This window comes from Pantoea sp. ACRSB (genome assembly GCF_022346905.1).
GTDB classification, from domain to species: domain Bacteria; phylum Pseudomonadota; class Gammaproteobacteria; order Enterobacterales; family Enterobacteriaceae; genus Pantoea; species Pantoea piersonii.
In genome coordinates, this window is record NZ_JAKRNL010000005.1 from 230,313 (window position 1) to 245,452 (window position 15,140).

Consider the following 15,140-nt stretch of genomic DNA (forward strand, 5'->3'; position numbering starts at 1 on the left):
ACCCTGTCGGGCTACTGCTGTAGCAGCGTCGCCTTATGCAGTTGAAATTCCTGAGCGGAGGATACGGATGCTTCGCTCAGGCCGCTCTCTCTTTTATCCTGCTGCCAGGGATTAGAGGTGCCATAGAAGCGGCCCTGGTGATGGATAGCCAGCGATTCGCATTCGACGGTGCCATCCATAAAACCTTCTGCATTGATGGCGATTTCACGGCTGCGACACAATCCTTTTAGCTCGCCGCTGATTTCCGTACGCTGCGCATAGATCTCTCCATCGACCCGCCCCTTTTTCTGCACAAAAACCGTTTTTTCCGCAATAATCTTGCCGGTGATATTGCCGTTGATATGCACGTCGCCCTGAGCGTTAACTTCGCCCGTAATCGTGCAGGTTTCCGGGATAGTCGTGGTGTTGACCGGTGCAGCCGGCGCAGCCTTGACGACAGTGGCGGCGGACACGCTCTCTTCAAAATCATCCTCAGGCGGCGTCACTGCTGCCGCAGCGCTGGCCGTTTCGGTGAAGCTGGCGTTGAAGCTATTTTCTTTGCGTTTAAACATAATTATTCCTTTGTTGAATCTTAATCTCCTGAAAGCCGCCCGGGCGATAAGCGTTACCGCTACTGCCAGCAGCAGCCCGCGATACTGACGCACCAGCGTCAGCGTAACGCTCCAGCTCAATACGTAGATCACCAGAGCGCAAGACCAGATAAACCAGAGATACCAAAGCAGGTTGTAGTTCATAGGTTGTCTGTCGTAATGACGCGCCTGTTGCCGCTATTGGGTTAAATGGCGCTAAGCCGGGCTATTTTACTAAAGCAGGTCGCGTCTGGCGGTCGTTTTATATCCATAATGCAGGGGCGAGTGTGATCCTCGTCAGATTTTTAAAGTCTGATTTGATCTGACGCATTCCAATTATTACTGCTTCTCTTTATTGTAGCTGAACCGTTTCAGTAGGCGCTGTGACGGCGTTTTGCCGAGCGGCATAACGCTGCAAAAGCGCAAGAATTTCCTGTACAAACGAGAACGTCTGGCTCAGGCTAACGTTCCGATTTGACACTGATTTTAATTGCAGGGGTGGTATGACGGTTCGCATTGCCATAAATGGATTTGGTCGCATCGGACGCAATGTGCTGCGCGCCCTCTATGAGACCGGCCGCCGGGCAGAAATCACGGTTGTGGCGATCAATGAACTGGCGGAAGCGGCCGGTATGGCGCATCTGCTGAAATATGACACCAGCCATGGCCGCTTCGCCTTTGACGTGCGTCAGGAGCGCGATCTGCTGTGGGTCGGCGAGGATACCATTCGCATCCTGCATCATGCCGATATCGCTTCGCTGCCGTGGCGCGAGCTTAACGTCGACGTGGTGCTGGACTGCACCGGCGTCTACGGCAGCCGGGCGGATGGCGAGGCGCATCTGCAGGCGGGCGCGAAAAAGGTGCTTTTTTCCCATCCGGGCGGCAACGATCTTGACGCGACCGTTGTGTTCGGCGTGAACGAACAGGCGCTTAAACAAACCGATCGTATCGTCTCTAACGCCTCCTGCACCACCAACTGCATTATTCCGGTGATTAAACTGCTGGACGACGCCTTCGGCATTGAGTCGGGCACTGTCACCACTATCCACTCGGCGATGCACGATCAACAGGTGATTGACGCCTATCACAGCGATCTGCGCCGCACGCGCGCCGCCAGCCAGTCGATCATTCCGGTCGATACTAAACTGGCCGCCGGGATTACCCGTATTTTTCCGAAATTCAATGACCGCTTTGAAGCGATCGCGGTACGTGTGCCGACCATCAACGTTACGGCCATCGATCTCAGCGTTTCCGTACGCGAGGCGGTCAGAGCCTGCGAGGTCAACGCGCTGCTGCAAAACGCGTCAGAGGGGGCATTTCGTGGTATAGTTGACTATACGGAATTACCGTTAGTCTCAGTAGATTTTAACCATGATCCGCACAGTGCCATTGTGGACGGCACGCAAACGCGGGTCAGCGGTCAGCGCCTGATCAAGACCCTGGTCTGGTGCGACAACGAATGGGGCTTTGCTAACCGAATGCTCGACACGACGTTAGCGATGGCCGCAAGCGGTTTCAGGTAAGGCGCGGTCTGCGTCTGACAAAACTTACGAGAATCAACGAGAGGGTTCACCATGTCTGTAATTAAGATGTCCGATTTGGATCTGGCTGGTAAGCGCGTTCTGATCCGCGCCGATCTCAACGTACCAGTAAAAGAAGGGAAAGTGACGTCAGACGCACGTATTCGTGCCTCTCTGCCTACCATCGAATCGGCGTTGAAACAGGGCGCAAAAGTGATGGTCACCTCTCACCTGGGTCGCCCGACCGAAGGTGAATATAACGAAGAATTCTCCCTCCTGCCCGTTGTTAACTATCTGAAAGAAAAACTGAACGGCACTAAAGTCACCCTGGCGAAAGATTACCTCGACGGCGTTGAAGTTGACGCGGGCGAGCTGGTCGTGCTGGAAAACGTGCGCTTTAACAAAGGCGAGAAGAAAGACGACGAAGCGCTGTCGAAAAAATATGCGGCGCTGTGCGACGTCTTCGTCATGGACGCCTTCGGCACCGCGCACCGCGCGCAAGCCTCGACTCACGGCGTTGGCAAATTCGCGCCGATCGCCTGCGCAGGCCCGCTGCTGTCAGCCGAGCTGGAAGCGCTGGGTAAAGTGATGAGCAACCCGGAGCGTCCGCTGGTGGCGGTGGTCGGCGGTTCAAAAGTCTCTACTAAATTCGACGTGCTGCAGTCGCTGGTGAAAATCGCTGACACCGTTATCGTCGGCGGCGGCATCGCCAACACCTTCGTCGCTATCGACAACAACGTCGGCAAATCGCTCTATGAGCCGGACTTCGTTGAAGCGGCGAAAGGCCTGCGCGACCAGTACGGCATTCCGGTTCCGACCGATTCACGCGTTGGCACGGAATTCTCTGAAACTGCCCCGGCAACCGTGAAAAAGGTTTCCGAAGTGGCGGATAACGAAGAGATTATGGACTTCGGCGACGAAACCGCACAGGCCATGGCGAAGCTGCTGAAAGAGGCGAAAACCATTCTGTGGAACGGCCCGGTCGGCGTGTTCGAGTTCCCGAACTTCCGTAAGGGCACCGAAATCGTCGCGAATGCTATCGCTGACAGCGACGCTTTCTCTGTGGCGGGCGGCGGCGATACCCTGGCGGCTATCGACCTGTTCGGCATCGAAAACAAAATCTCTTACATCTCTACCGGCGGCGGCGCGTTCCTGGAGTTCGTCGAAGGCAAAAAACTGCCTGCGGTTGCAATGCTGGAAGAGCGTGCTAAGCAGTAATCCTTTGGGGGCGACGCGCTGGCGCGTCGCCTGAAGACTTGCCCCGTTGGGCGTTTAAATCGCTGTCCCTTAAGGGATAATCGGTCACGAAACAGGACACAATCATGTCTAAAATTTTTGATTTCGTTAAACCCGGCGTTGTCACTGGCGACGACGTTCAGAAGATCTTCCAGGTAGCGAAAGAGAACAAATTCGCGCTGCCAGCGGTAAACTGCGTCGGCACTGACTCTATCAACGCCGTACTGGAAGCCGCTGCGAAAGTGAAAGCGCCGGTTATCGTCCAGTTCTCTAACGGCGGCGCCGCGTTTATCGCCGGTAAAGGTTTCAAAACCGACAAGCCGCAGGGCGCGGCGATTTTTGGCGCTATCGCAGGCGCGCATCACGTTCACCTGATGGCTGAACAGTATGGCGTGCCGGTTATCCTGCACACCGACCACTGCGCGAAAAAACTGCTGCCGTGGATCGACGGTCTGCTGGACGCAGGCGAAGAGCACTTCAAGAAAACCGGTAAACCGCTGTTCTCTTCTCATATGATCGACCTCTCTGAAGAGTCTCTGGAAGAGAACATCGAGATTTGCAGCAAATACCTGGCGCGCATGGACAAAATGGGCATGACGCTGGAGATTGAGCTGGGCGTGACCGGCGGTGAAGAAGATGGCGTGGATAACAGCCACGTTGACGCTTCTGCGCTTTACAGCCAGCCGGAAGACGTGGATTACGCCTATACCGAACTGAGCAAAATCAGCAAGCGCTTCACTATCGCTGCCTCTTTCGGCAACGTACACGGCGTTTACAAGCCGGGCAACGTTAAGCTGACCCCGACCATTCTGCGCGACTCGCAGAAATACGTTTGTGAAAAGCATGGCCTGCCGCACAACGCGCTGGACTTCGTTTTCCACGGCGGCTCCGGTTCTTCCGCAGCGGAAATCGAAGAGTCAATCAGCTACGGCGTGATCAAAATGAACATCGATACCGACACCCAGTGGGCAACATGGGACGGTATTCTGCAGTACTACAAAAAGAACGAAGAGTATCTGCAAGGCCAGCTCGGCAACCCGCAGGGTCCGGACAGCCCGAACAAAAAATACTACGATCCGCGCGTCTGGCTGCGCGCAGCGCAATCCTCAATGGTTGTGCGCCTGGAGCAGGCTTTTAAAGAGCTGAACGCCATCGATCGTCTGTAATTCGCTACAGAGTACAAAAAAGGCCCGTAAGGGCCTTTTTTTATGCGCTTTGCCGACAAAATGTAAGGGAATTCAAGGCTGATTTGGCAGTTCCCCCTTTTTTGTTTACCCTTCAGTAAGGAATTGTCGGAACGCCTCTGACAATGTTTTGTCATTTCCCCCGGGGAATATTCAACAGGGTGCATAAATGGAACATTTGAATGTGGTCGATGACCTCAACAATGCGGGCAGCTGGATTGTCCGCAATCAGGAGCTGCTGATTAGCTACGCGGTGAATATCGTGGCGGCGGTAGTGATCCTTGTCATTGGTATGACAATCGCACGTATTATCGCCAATGCCGCCAACCGCCTGTTGCAGGCTCGCCATATTGATCCCACCGTTGCTGATTTCCTGTCGGCGCTGGTTCGCTACGGGATTATCGCCTTTACCCTTATCGCTGCGCTGGGCCGCATCGGGGTGCAGACCACCTCGGTAATCGCAATTCTCGGCGCCGCCGGTCTGGCCGTGGGCCTGGCGTTGAAAGACTCCTTGTCCAACCTTGCCGCAGGCGTGCTGCTGGTGATTTTCCGCCACTTCCGCTCAGGCGAGTTCGTTGACCTTGGCGGCATTATGGGTACGGTTATGAACGTGCAGATTTTCTCCACCACGCTGAAAAGCGCTGACGGCAAGATGGTGGTGGTGCCGAACGGTAAAATCATCACCGGCAATATCGTGAACTTTTCACGCGAGCCGGTGCGCCGCAACGAGTTTATTATCGGTGTCTCTTACGATGCGGATGTCGATCAGGTGCTGACGCTGCTGCGTGAGGTGGTTGATGCCGATTCACGCGTGCTGCAGGATATGGGCGTACAGATTGGCCTTAACGAACTGGCCGCGTCTTCCATGAACTTCGTGGTGCGCTGCTGGAGCAACAGCGGCGATCTGCAGAACGTCTACTGGGATCTGCTGAAGAACTTCAAGCGCGCGCTGGATGCGAAAGGCATCGGCATTCCTTATCCGCAAATGGACGTGCATCTGCATCGCGTCAGCCCGCCGGAAGCAGAAGCGAAAACAGAATAAACCTCTCAGGGCGGCGCTCAGGCCGCCTTTATTAACCTGCCTAATGCCAGATTAAATCTTTCAATTTCCGCTAATAATCGCGCTTCTTTATACTCCTCTGCATCTCGTCGATGTAAGGAAAATTCCGTGTTATCAATGTATTTACAAGGACTTGCTCTTGGCGCCTCGCTGATATTGCCGCTGGGGCCGCAGAACGCATTCGTGATGAATCAGGGCGTCAAGCGCCAGTATCATTTGATGACGGCGACGCTCTGCACGCTCAGCGATATCGCGCTGATATGCGGCGGGATCTTCGGCGGCAGCGCCTTGCTGCATCAGTCTCCGCTGCTGCTGATGCTGATTACCTGGGCTGGCGTCGCCTTTCTGCTGTGGTACGGCTGGAATGCGCTGCGGGCCGCCTTTAGCGGCAATGTCGATCTGGCCAGCAACGCTGAGCTTAAGCAGAGCCGCTGGCGCATCATCGCCACCATGCTGGCGGTCACCTGGCTTAATCCTCACGTCTATATCGATACCTTCGTGGTGCTAGGTAGCCTCGGCGGTCAGCTGCCGACGCAGGAAGCGCGCCACTGGTTCGCGCTGGGCACGATCAGCGCGTCGGTAATCTGGTTCTTCGGACTGGCGCTGATGGCGGCCTGGCTTTCGCCTCGCTTGCGCACCGCCGGCGCGCAGCGCGCAATCAATCTGCTGGTCGGTGCCGTGATGTGGATTATCGCCAGCCAGCTGGCGCTACAGGGAATAGCGAATTTCTGATTTGAATAGTCCGAAAGCGACAGAACATGATAAGCAAAACGCGAACTTTTGCGGTATAACACGCTCTTAGCTGTGCATACTATTCCGCTCATGCTCTGGCCTTTGATGCCGCAGCAAAACAGAGATTTCAAGGAGGACTTTCGTGAAACTGAAAGCACTGGCGCTGGTCGCCATGACAGGCGCTTTAGCGCTGCCGTTAAGCGCATTAGCCGACGAACTGCCGAACGGCCCGCATGTGGTGACCTCCGGCCAGGCGACCGTGGATGCGCGTCCGGATATCGCCACGCTCTCTATCGTGGTCAACGTCTCCTCTAAAGATGCAGCGGACGCGAAAAAGCAGGCCGACGATCGCGTTGCGCAATATTTTGATTTCCTGCAAAAAAACGGCATTGAGAAGAAAGATATCGATGCCGCTAACCTCAGCACTCAGCCGGAATATGACTATACCAAAGAGGGCAAGTCGGTGCTGAAAGGCTACCGTGCGGTGCGTCAGGTGCAGGTTACGCTGCGCCAGCTCGATAAGCTGAATGAGCTGCTGGACGGCGCGCTGAAAAGCGGCCTGAACGAGATCCGCTCAGTAGAGCTGGGCGTCACCAACCCAGACAGCTATAAGGCGCAGGCGCGCAAGGCGGCGATTGATAACGCTACCCAGCAGGCTGCGGCGCTGGCGGAGGGCTTTAACGCGAAGCTCGGCTCGGTTTACAGCATTCGTTACCATGTGGCTAACTACCAGCCGATGCCGATGGCGCGCATGTACAAAGCCGCTGCGCCTTCTGCGGATACCTCCGCGCAGCAGACCTACGAGCAGCAGAGCATTCACTTTGACGATCAGGTGGATGTGGTATTCGACATCAAGCCGAATACAGCCGGTTCTCAGTAAAGGAAAAGGGGCGCTTAGCGCCCCTTTTTTTACGGGTTTTTCAGGCCGCCAGATCGTCCTGACGCAGCACGCGATGGCCGTGTGAAATCAGCGCGTCGGTGACGCGGCGCATCAGCCGGCTCTCCGGCGCAAAGCGGTGCCAGTAGAGCATACGGCGCTGGCAGAGGCCCGGCGTCAGGTCCAGCAGTTCGCCGCCCGCCAGCTCGCGCTCAATCTGCAGATGCGGGATCATACAGCAGGTCGAACCCTGTCGCGCCAGCTGCACGAAGGCTTCTGACGAGTTAACGATATGGCAGGGCACGCTGCCGGGCGACAGATCGAAGTTCTGCTGTAAAAAGGCCTGATGCATATCGTCGAGATGGTCAAAAGCGACCGCAGGCGCCTTAAGCAGCGCCGAGCGCGTGACGCCGTTAGGAAAGTAACGGGCGGCGAACTCCGGCGAGGCGACAAAGAGATAGTCGAGCGCGCCAAGCTGATCCACCAGGCAGCTCGGCAATGGCTGCGGCTGAATACTCACCGCGCCTACCACTTCGCCACGGCGCAGACGCTCCTGCGTGCGGGTCTCATCTTCGACCTGTAAATTGAGGCGTACCGGCGAGTCCGCCAGCACATCTTTTAGCGCAGGCAGCAGCCAGGTCGCCAGGCTGTCGGCGTTTACCGCCAGCGACAGCAGCAGCGGCGTAGTACCGCCATTCTCATCGCTCAGCCACTCCTCTTCCAGCAGCTCTACCTGATGCAGCAGTGCCAGCAGCTTCTGGCCTTGTTCGGTGGGGCGCGGCGGCACAGTGCGCACCAGCAGCGGCTGGCCGAAGAGGTTCTCCAGCTGCTTAATACGCTGCGATACGGCCGACTGCGTAATGCATAATTTTTGTGCGGCGCGCTCAAAGCCGCGTTCGCGTATCACTGCGTCCAGCGCCTGAAGCGTTCGATAATCGGGGCGTTTCATTGTTGTTCTCTCTCCTTCAGGGTGGACGATACTATGCCACAAAAAATTCATCTGACGCGCCTGAAAGGATCTTTCCGCACGCCGCGCACCGCCTTTTTTGCGGGCTGGCTTCCAAAGCGAATATTCCAGCCTAAACAGCCGCGCACATTCAGCGGGCGTTGATTTATACTACGCGCACTTCGTTGTCGCACAGGTTTTAAACATACCATGACCCAGGATGAACTGAAAAAAGCCGTAGGCTGGGCCGCACTGAAATATGTGCAGCCGGGCACCGTCGTCGGCGTCGGCACCGGCTCCACCGCGGCGCACTTTATTGACGCGCTGGCCACGATGAAACATCAGATTGAAGGCGCGGTCTCCAGCTCGGAAGCCTCAACCCTGAAGCTGAAAGCGCTCGGTATTCCGGTTTTCGATCTCAATGAGATTGACGATCTGTCGATCTACGTTGACGGTGCGGATGAGATCAATCCGCAGATGCAGATGATCAAAGGCGGCGGCGCGGCCCTGACGCGCGAGAAGATCGTGGCGGCCGTCGCGCACAAGTTCATCTGCATCGCCGACGCCTCGAAAGAGGTGGACGTGCTGGGACGGTTTCCGCTGCCGGTAGAGGTGATCCCGATGGCGCGCGCCTATGTCGGCCGTGAACTGGTTAAGCTCGGCGGCCTGCCTGAATATCGCCAGCATGTGGTCACCGACAACGGCAACATCATCCTCGATGTGCATAATCTGCGTATCCTCGACCCGATTGCGCTGGAAAGAACCATTAACGCGCTGCCTGGCGTGGTTACCGTGGGTCTCTTTGCTACGCGCGGCGCCGATATCGCGCTGATCGGCACGCCGGACGGCGTAAAAACCATCGAAAAATGATCTGTCCGGCGCGGAAAACGCGCCGGTTATTTCCTTGCGCAAAACATCTTTTCTTTCATCGCTTAAATTCGGTGACTTATGTCACATAACCGTCATCGACAGCAGGTTCGTTCTTTGTTCCTGGTTCAGCTCCCGATTTTCTGTGGCAATGTGCTGAGCTCAGGCTTCCCCGTGCTGGCAGTAAGGCAATCGGTTGTATTGCCGCAGGCGTAAATTTTGATATTTTGACAGAAGGCGCGCTTATGGCGGCCATTGTTGAAATCACAATAGGGTCGGGGAAATGGCAAAGGTATCACTGGAAAAAGACAAGATTAAGTTCCTGCTGGTGGAGGGCGTCCACCAGAGCGCGCTGGAGAATCTGCGCGCGGCGGGTTACACCAATATCGAATTCCATAAAGGCGCGCTGGATGACGAAGCGCTGAAATCCTCCATTCGGGATGCGCACTTTATCGGCATCCGCTCCCGTACCCAACTGACGGAAGAGATCTTCGCCGCGGCGGAGAAACTGGTCGCCGTAGGCTGCTTCTGTATCGGCACCAATCAGGTCGATCTCAACGCGGCGGCGACGCGCGGCATTCCGGTCTTTAACGCCCCGTTCTCTAATACCCGCTCGGTCGCTGAGCTGGTCATCGGCGAAATGTTGCTGATGCTGCGCGGCATTCCTGAGGCGAACGCCAAAGCGCACCGCGGCATCTGGAATAAAAACGCCGTTGGCTCTTTCGAAGCGCGCGGCAAAAAGCTCGGCATCATCGGCTATGGCCATATCGGTATGCAGCTTGGCGTGCTGGCTGAAAGCCTGGGGATGCACGTCTTCTTTTACGACATTGAAAACAAACTGCCGCTGGGCAACGCCACCCAGGTGCGCCATCTTTCCGACCTGCTGAATATGAGCGACGTGGTGAGCCTGCATGTGCCGGAAACCCCGTCAACCCAGGATATGATCGGCGCGCAGGAGCTGGCGCAGATGAAGAAGGGCGCACTGCTGATCAACGCTTCGCGCGGCACCGTGGTCGATATTCCAGCGCTGTGCGGCGCCTTGTCGAGCAAACACCTTGCGGGCGCTGCGATCGACGTCTTCCCGCTTGAGCCTGCCACCAACAGCGAGCCGTTCAATTCGCCGCTGTGCGAGTTCGACAACGTGATCCTGACGCCGCATATCGGCGGCTCCACGCAGGAAGCGCAGGAGAATATCGGTATCGAAGTCGCGGGCAAGCTGGCCAAATATTCCGATAACGGCTCAACGCTCTCGGCGGTCAATTTCCCGGAAGTGTCGCTGCCGATGCATGGCGCCAGCGCCAGCCGCCTGCTGCACATTCATGAAAACCGTCCGGGCGTGTTAACGGCCATTAACCAGATCTTTGCCGAGCAGGGCATCAATATCGCCGCGCAGTTCCTGCAAACCTCGCCGATGATGGGTTATGTCGTAATTGATATCGATGCGCCGCAGGATCAGGCGGATAAAGCGCTGCAGCTGATGAAGGCGATTCCAGGCACCATCCGCGCCCGTCTGCTCTACTGATTCCGCTTCAATAGAAAATGCGCCGTCTGCTTCTTCCTCCAGACGGCGCATCACTGTAAAACCCCGACGCCGGTCTCTGAGAAGTTGTCAGGCAACCGCCGCTATTCCCACTGCCACAGACGCGACGGCGTCAGCACCGCGGGCAGGGGGACATCCCACTCCTCCGCTGGCAGCCGCTCTACCTGCTGGCAGTCATGCGCCACGCCAACCGGCAGAAAACCATGCTGACGCCAGTTTTGCAGGGTGCGATCGTAAAAGCCGCCGCCCATGCCGAGACGCTGCCCGCTGTCGTCAAAAGCGACCAGCGGCACCATCATGACATCCAGCCGATCCAGCGTAATCATCTGGCGGATATCGAGCGGCGGTTCGGGAATACGCAGTTTATTCGGCGTCAGCACCGTTTCAGGCGTGTAGCGGAGAAACAGCAGATGGCCAGAGGCGAAAGGGTGCAGTACCGGCAGGTAAACCTGTTTTTTTTGCTGCCAGAGCTTAGCGATGAGTGGACGGGTATTAAGCTCGCCATCCACCGATAAAAAGAGCGCGATATGGCTGGCGTTGGCGAGGGGAGCAAAGTTAACGGCATGTTCCGCCAGGCTGTCGGCAGCCTGTTCCTGCTGTTCAGGCGTCAGGGCGCGGCGCAGATGGCGCACATGCTGGCGGATATGGTGTCGATCGAGCAGAGAGGGATGAGACACAGAAACCCCGTTGATAAGTCGCTGACTAAGCAACTATATCATTCACAACGGGGAAAAACAGATGCAAAACGTAAGGAGATCTCCGAGATGCCGCCGCAGGCTGTAACCCTTGAACCCTTGGTTCAAGGTGAATGTGCCGTCGCAACCATCAGGCTTCTCGGACGAACCGAGCATGCTCACAGGTTACAGAGCGCCACACTCTGTTGGTATGAAATATCGGCTCAGGGGACTGGCCCGCTTGCAAACATCTCAGAGAAACTGGACTTCACCGTTACCGTAACACAGCAACCATAAAGTATTATTCGAACTTCGCACCCTGGCGGTCGGTGATACGACCTTGCTCAACAAGAGCCTGTTCAATCGTCTGCTGCAGGATACGGATACGTTGTTCCATATTAGCAGCATAATCGCGCGTTTTCACTTTCTCTTGCGCCAGTTCATGGCAGATGTTTAACGCGGCAATGAACACCAGTTGCTCGGTATTTGTGACTCTAGTGCGAACTTTTAAATCTTGCAACCGTTGATTGAGGTCTTCTGCAGCCGCATTCAGCGCATCTTGCTGTTCAGGCGGACAATTCACTCTCAATGAACGACCAAAAATTTGTATATCTACTGGTTGTGCAGACATGCCACCTTCCTGACTGATTACTTCGCCCGCATCTCCCTGGACGCTCAATGCTTTGGGAGGCGGGCAACTATATAGACCCGCGAAATAAGTTACAACCCCTTTTCTGGAAACCTTGAGGCAGCTAGTGGTAGCATACCACGAACTTATTCTGCCAACGACGATGAATCCTTATGTCTTTACAGAACGCAACCCCCGATTACAACGCGCTGGCTTCGGCGCTCTCTCAACAAGGCGTGGGGATGACGCCAGCGGAAATGCATGGCCTGCTCAGCGGCATTCTGTGCGGTGGCAATCAGGATAACAGCTGGAGAACGCTGGTCCACGATCTTACCAACGAAGGCATGGCGTTTTCGCAGGGGCTGGCTTTGCCTCTACAGGCGCTGCATGACAGCACCGCTAACACGCTGGAAGATGAAGGCTTCCTGTTTCAGCTGATGCTGCCGGACGACGAAGATATCACCGTCTTCGACCGCGCCGATGCGCTGGCGGGCTGGGTTAATCATTTCCTGCTCGGGCTAGGCGTCACGCAGCCGAAGCTGGATAAGGTCACCGGCGAAACCGGCGAAGCGATTGACGATCTGCGCACCATCGCCCAGCTTGGCTACGAAGAAGACGAAGACCAGGATGAGCTGGAGCAGTCGCTGGAAGAGGTGATTGAATATGTACGCGTGGCGGCGCTGCTGTGCCACGATACCTTTAATCGTCCGCAACCTACCGCCCCCGAAGTGAAAAAACCGACGCTACACTAAGCCAGATATCTCAGGGCGTGAACGCGCCCGTTTCTACAGGGAGTGCAAAGATGATTTCTCTGGATACTTTTCAGCAGCGTCGACAGGCGCTACTGGCGAAAATGGCGCCGGGCAGCGCCGCCTTGATATTTGCCGCGCCGGAGGTGACTCGCAGCAACGACAGCGAATATCCGTTTCGACAGAACAGCGACTTCTGGTATTTCACCGGCTTCAACGAGCCGCAGGCGCTGCTGGTGCTGATAAAAAGCGATGCGACCCACAACCACAGCGTGCTGTTCAACCGCGTGCGGGATCTCACGGCGGAAATCTGGTTTGGCCGTCGGCTGGGTCAGGATGCCGCGCCGGAAAAATTAGGCGTCGATCGCGCGCTGCCCTGGGATGATATTGGCCAGCAGCTGCATCTGCTGCTGAACGGGCTGGACGTGGTTTATCACGCGCAGGGCGAGTACGCTGAGGCGGATAAGCTGGTGTTCGCCGCGCTGGAGAAACTGCGCCGCGGCTTCCGACAGAACTTCAGCGCTCCGGTGACGCTGACCGACTGGCGTCCCTGGGTGCATGAAATGCGCCTGTTTAAAGGGCCAGAGGAGATCGACCTGCTGCGCCGCGCCGGTAAAATCAGCGCGCTGGCGCATACCCGCGCCATGGAAGCCTGCCGTCCCGGCCAGTTTGAATATCAGCTTGAAGGCGAAATCCACTACGTCTTTAACCGTCACGGCGCGCGTTTTCCCGCTTATAACACCATTGTCGGATCGGGCGAAAACGGCTGCATCCTGCACTACACCGAAAATGAGAGCGAGCTGCGCGACGGCGACCTGGTGCTGATTGATGCGGGGTGCGAATTCCACGGCTACGCCGGCGATATTACCCGCACCTTCCCGGTGAACGGCACCTTCTCCGCGCCGCAGCGCGCCATTTATGACATCGTGCTCGCGTCGCTTTACAAAGCGCTGGCGCTCTTCCGTCCCGGCGTCAGCATCCGCGAGGTCAACGAAGAGGTGGTGCGCATTATGGTCAGCGGGCTGGTGGATCTGGGCATTCTGCAGGGCGACGTGGAGACGCTGATCGCTGAAGAGGCGCACCGCCAGTTCTTTATGCATGGGCTGAGCCACTGGCTGGGCCTGGACGTGCATGACGTCGGCCATTACGGCACCCCGTCGCGCGATCGCGTTCTGGAGCCGGGCATGGTGCTGACCGTTGAGCCAGGGCTCTATATCGCGCCGGATGCCGACGTGCCTGTAGAGTATCGCGGCATCGGCGTTCGTATCGAAGATGACATTCTGATCACTGAAACGGGCAACGAGAATCTTACCGACAGCGTGGTTAAAGACGCGGATGCGATTGAGGCGCTGATGGCAGCGGCGCGCCAGCCATGACGGTTATTATCGCCGGAGGCGGCATGACCGGCGCGACGCTTGCGCTGGCTATTTCCCATCTGACCCAGGGGCAGCTGCCGGTCACGCTGATTGAGAGCAGCGCGCCCGACAGCCGCTCGCATCCGGGGTATGACAGCCGCGCTATCGCGCTGGCAGCCGGTACGCGTCAGCAGCTGGTGGATATCGACCTCTGGCGCAGCATCGAGAAGCACGCCACCGCCATCACGGATATTCACGTCTCCGATCGCGGACATGCCGGTTTTGTCACGCTGGACGCTGAGGCGTATCAGATCCCCGCGCTCGGGTATGTGGTCGAGCTTTTTGAAGTAGGCCAGAAGCTGTTCGACCGTCTGAAAAGCGCGCCAGGCGTTACTCTGCACTGTCCGGCTCGCGTCAGCAGCGCTCAGCGTCAGCAGGATAACGTGCAGGTGACGCTGGAGAGCGGCGAACGGCTCGACGGCACGCTGCTGGTGGCCGCGGACGGCTCTCGCTCGCCGCTGGCCGCATCGTTCGGCATCCAGTGGCAGCGCGAGGATTATCATCAGCTGGCGGTCATTGCCAACGTCTCTACCCAGTTACCGCATCAGGGACGCGCCTTTGAGCGCTTTACCGAACACGGGCCGCTGGCGCTGCTGCCGATGTCGGACAATCGTCTGTCGCTGGTGTGGTGCCATCCGCTGGCGGCGCGCGAGAAAGTCGAGGGCTGGAGCGACAGCGAATTTCTGGCGCAGCTGCAGCGCGCATTCGGCTGGCGGCTGGGGCGTTTTACCCATACCGGCCAGCGCGAAAGCTATCCGCTGGCGCTGCAGAGCGCCGGGCAGCAGGTTTCGCATCGGCTGGCGCTGGTCGGCAATGCGGCGCAGACGCTGCATCCCATCGCCGGGCAGGGCTTCAACCTCGGGCTGCGCGACGTTATGTCGCTGGCGGAAACGCTGGCGGCCGCGCATCGTCAGCAGCAGGATGTGGGCAGCTATGACGTGCTGCAACGCTATCAACAGCGTCGCCAGCCCGATCGCGACGCGACTATTGGCATCACCGACGGGCTGGTGCGGCTGTTTGCCAATCGCTACGCGCCGCTGGTGGCGGGACGAAATCTGGGGCTGATGGCAATGGATCATCTGCCGTGGCTGCGTAATCAACTGGCCGAGCGCACGCTTGGCTGGGTTAAGCGTTAACTAAGGG

General features: G+C 57.2%; 15 protein-coding genes and 1 other RNA gene. 11 read left to right on the forward strand and 5 right to left on the reverse strand.

Translation table 11 applies throughout. The annotated features are described in order from the left end of the window. Window positions 1–11 precede the first annotated feature (11 nt). Window positions 12–734, reverse strand: a complete 723-nt coding sequence (locus MHZ89_RS16260; RefSeq protein ID WP_311783882.1) for a polymer-forming cytoskeletal protein — start codon at window positions 732–734, stop codon at window positions 12–14. 338 nt (window positions 735–1,072) lie between these two features. On the opposite strand from MHZ89_RS16260, the gene epd reads away from it, so the two are divergent. The 6 genes from epd (at window position 1,073) to MHZ89_RS16290 (ending at window position 7,181) form a co-directional block, all read left to right on the forward strand. Further along, the gene (epd, locus tag MHZ89_RS16265) at window positions 1,073–2,092 is read left to right on the forward strand and encodes an erythrose-4-phosphate dehydrogenase (RefSeq protein ID WP_311783883.1); all 1,020 of its coding nucleotides are present in this window, start codon (window positions 1,073–1,075) and stop codon (window positions 2,090–2,092) included. 51 nt (window positions 2,093–2,143) lie between these two features. Further along, complete coding sequence (gene pgk, locus MHZ89_RS16270) at window positions 2,144–3,307, forward strand: phosphoglycerate kinase (protein ID WP_120454542.1); 1,164 nt, start codon at window positions 2,144–2,146, stop codon at window positions 3,305–3,307. 104 nt (window positions 3,308–3,411) lie between these two features. Continuing rightward, window positions 3,412–4,491, forward strand: coding sequence for a class II fructose-bisphosphate aldolase (gene fbaA, locus MHZ89_RS16275; protein ID WP_120454540.1), 1,080 nt, complete (start codon window positions 3,412–3,414; stop codon window positions 4,489–4,491). A gap of 187 nt (window positions 4,492–4,678) precedes the next feature. Further along, a complete protein-coding gene (gene mscS / locus MHZ89_RS16280) occupies window positions 4,679–5,551 on the forward strand; it encodes a small-conductance mechanosensitive channel MscS (protein ID WP_311783884.1) in 873 nt (290 codons plus the stop codon). Window positions 5,552–5,677: 126 nt separating this feature from the next. Then, window positions 5,678–6,301 carry an arginine exporter ArgO gene (argO, locus tag MHZ89_RS16285; protein ID WP_311783885.1) on the forward strand — a complete coding sequence of 208 codons (624 nt, stop codon included), beginning with the start codon at window positions 5,678–5,680 and terminating at the stop codon, window positions 6,299–6,301. A gap of 142 nt (window positions 6,302–6,443) precedes the next feature. After that, window positions 6,444–7,181: an oxidative stress defense protein gene (locus MHZ89_RS16290; protein WP_120454534.1), complete on the forward strand. Its 738-nt coding sequence runs from the start codon at window positions 6,444–6,446 to the stop codon at window positions 7,179–7,181. 40 nt (window positions 7,182–7,221) lie between these two features. Here MHZ89_RS16290 and MHZ89_RS16295 read toward each other — a convergent pair whose 3' ends face one another. Next, a complete protein-coding gene (locus MHZ89_RS16295) occupies window positions 7,222–8,127 on the reverse strand; it encodes a LysR family transcriptional regulator ArgP (protein ID WP_033752211.1) in 906 nt (301 codons plus the stop codon). Between the two features lie 207 nt (window positions 8,128–8,334). On the opposite strand from MHZ89_RS16295, the gene rpiA reads away from it, so the two are divergent. Both rpiA and serA read left to right on the forward strand, forming a co-directional pair. Beyond that, a complete protein-coding gene (rpiA, locus tag MHZ89_RS16300; protein ID WP_120454532.1) occupies window positions 8,335–8,994 on the forward strand; it encodes a ribose-5-phosphate isomerase RpiA in 660 nt (219 codons plus the stop codon). Between the two features lie 280 nt (window positions 8,995–9,274). Continuing rightward, window positions 9,275–10,513, forward strand: coding sequence for a phosphoglycerate dehydrogenase (gene serA / locus MHZ89_RS16305; RefSeq protein ID WP_311783886.1), 1,239 nt, complete (start codon window positions 9,275–9,277; stop codon window positions 10,511–10,513). 101 nt (window positions 10,514–10,614) lie between these two features. Here the strand turns inward: serA and MHZ89_RS16310 are convergent, their stop codons facing one another. The 3 genes from MHZ89_RS16310 to zapA form a co-directional block, all read right to left on the reverse strand. Beyond that, a complete protein-coding gene (locus MHZ89_RS16310; RefSeq protein WP_311783887.1) occupies window positions 10,615–11,208 on the reverse strand; it encodes a 5-formyltetrahydrofolate cyclo-ligase in 594 nt (197 codons plus the stop codon). 75 nt (window positions 11,209–11,283) lie between these two features. Continuing rightward, a non-coding RNA gene (gene ssrS / locus MHZ89_RS16315) (6S RNA) lies at window positions 11,284–11,467 on the reverse strand. 39 nt (window positions 11,468–11,506) lie between these two features. Beyond that, entirely contained in the window at window positions 11,507–11,836 is a 330-nt protein-coding gene (zapA, locus tag MHZ89_RS16320; protein ID WP_120454526.1) for a cell division protein ZapA, read from the reverse strand. Window positions 11,837–12,006: 170 nt separating this feature from the next. On the opposite strand from zapA, the gene MHZ89_RS16325 reads away from it, so the two are divergent. From MHZ89_RS16325 to ubiH, 3 genes are read left to right on the forward strand one after another with little or no spacing between them, the layout of a single operon-like run. Further along, window positions 12,007–12,585, forward strand: coding sequence for a YecA family protein (locus MHZ89_RS16325; protein WP_120454524.1), 579 nt, complete (start codon window positions 12,007–12,009; stop codon window positions 12,583–12,585). A 50-nt stretch (window positions 12,586–12,635) separates the two neighbouring features. Beyond that, window positions 12,636–13,958 carry a Xaa-Pro aminopeptidase gene (gene pepP, locus MHZ89_RS16330; protein WP_311783888.1) on the forward strand — a complete coding sequence of 441 codons (1,323 nt, stop codon included), beginning with the start codon at window positions 12,636–12,638 and terminating at the stop codon, window positions 13,956–13,958. Continuing rightward, complete coding sequence (gene ubiH / locus MHZ89_RS16335) at window positions 13,955–15,133, forward strand: 2-octaprenyl-6-methoxyphenyl hydroxylase (RefSeq protein WP_311783889.1); 1,179 nt, start codon at window positions 13,955–13,957, stop codon at window positions 15,131–15,133. The genes pepP and ubiH overlap by 4 nt, the downstream gene beginning before the upstream one ends. The last annotated feature ends 7 nt before the right edge of the window (window positions 15,134–15,140 follow it).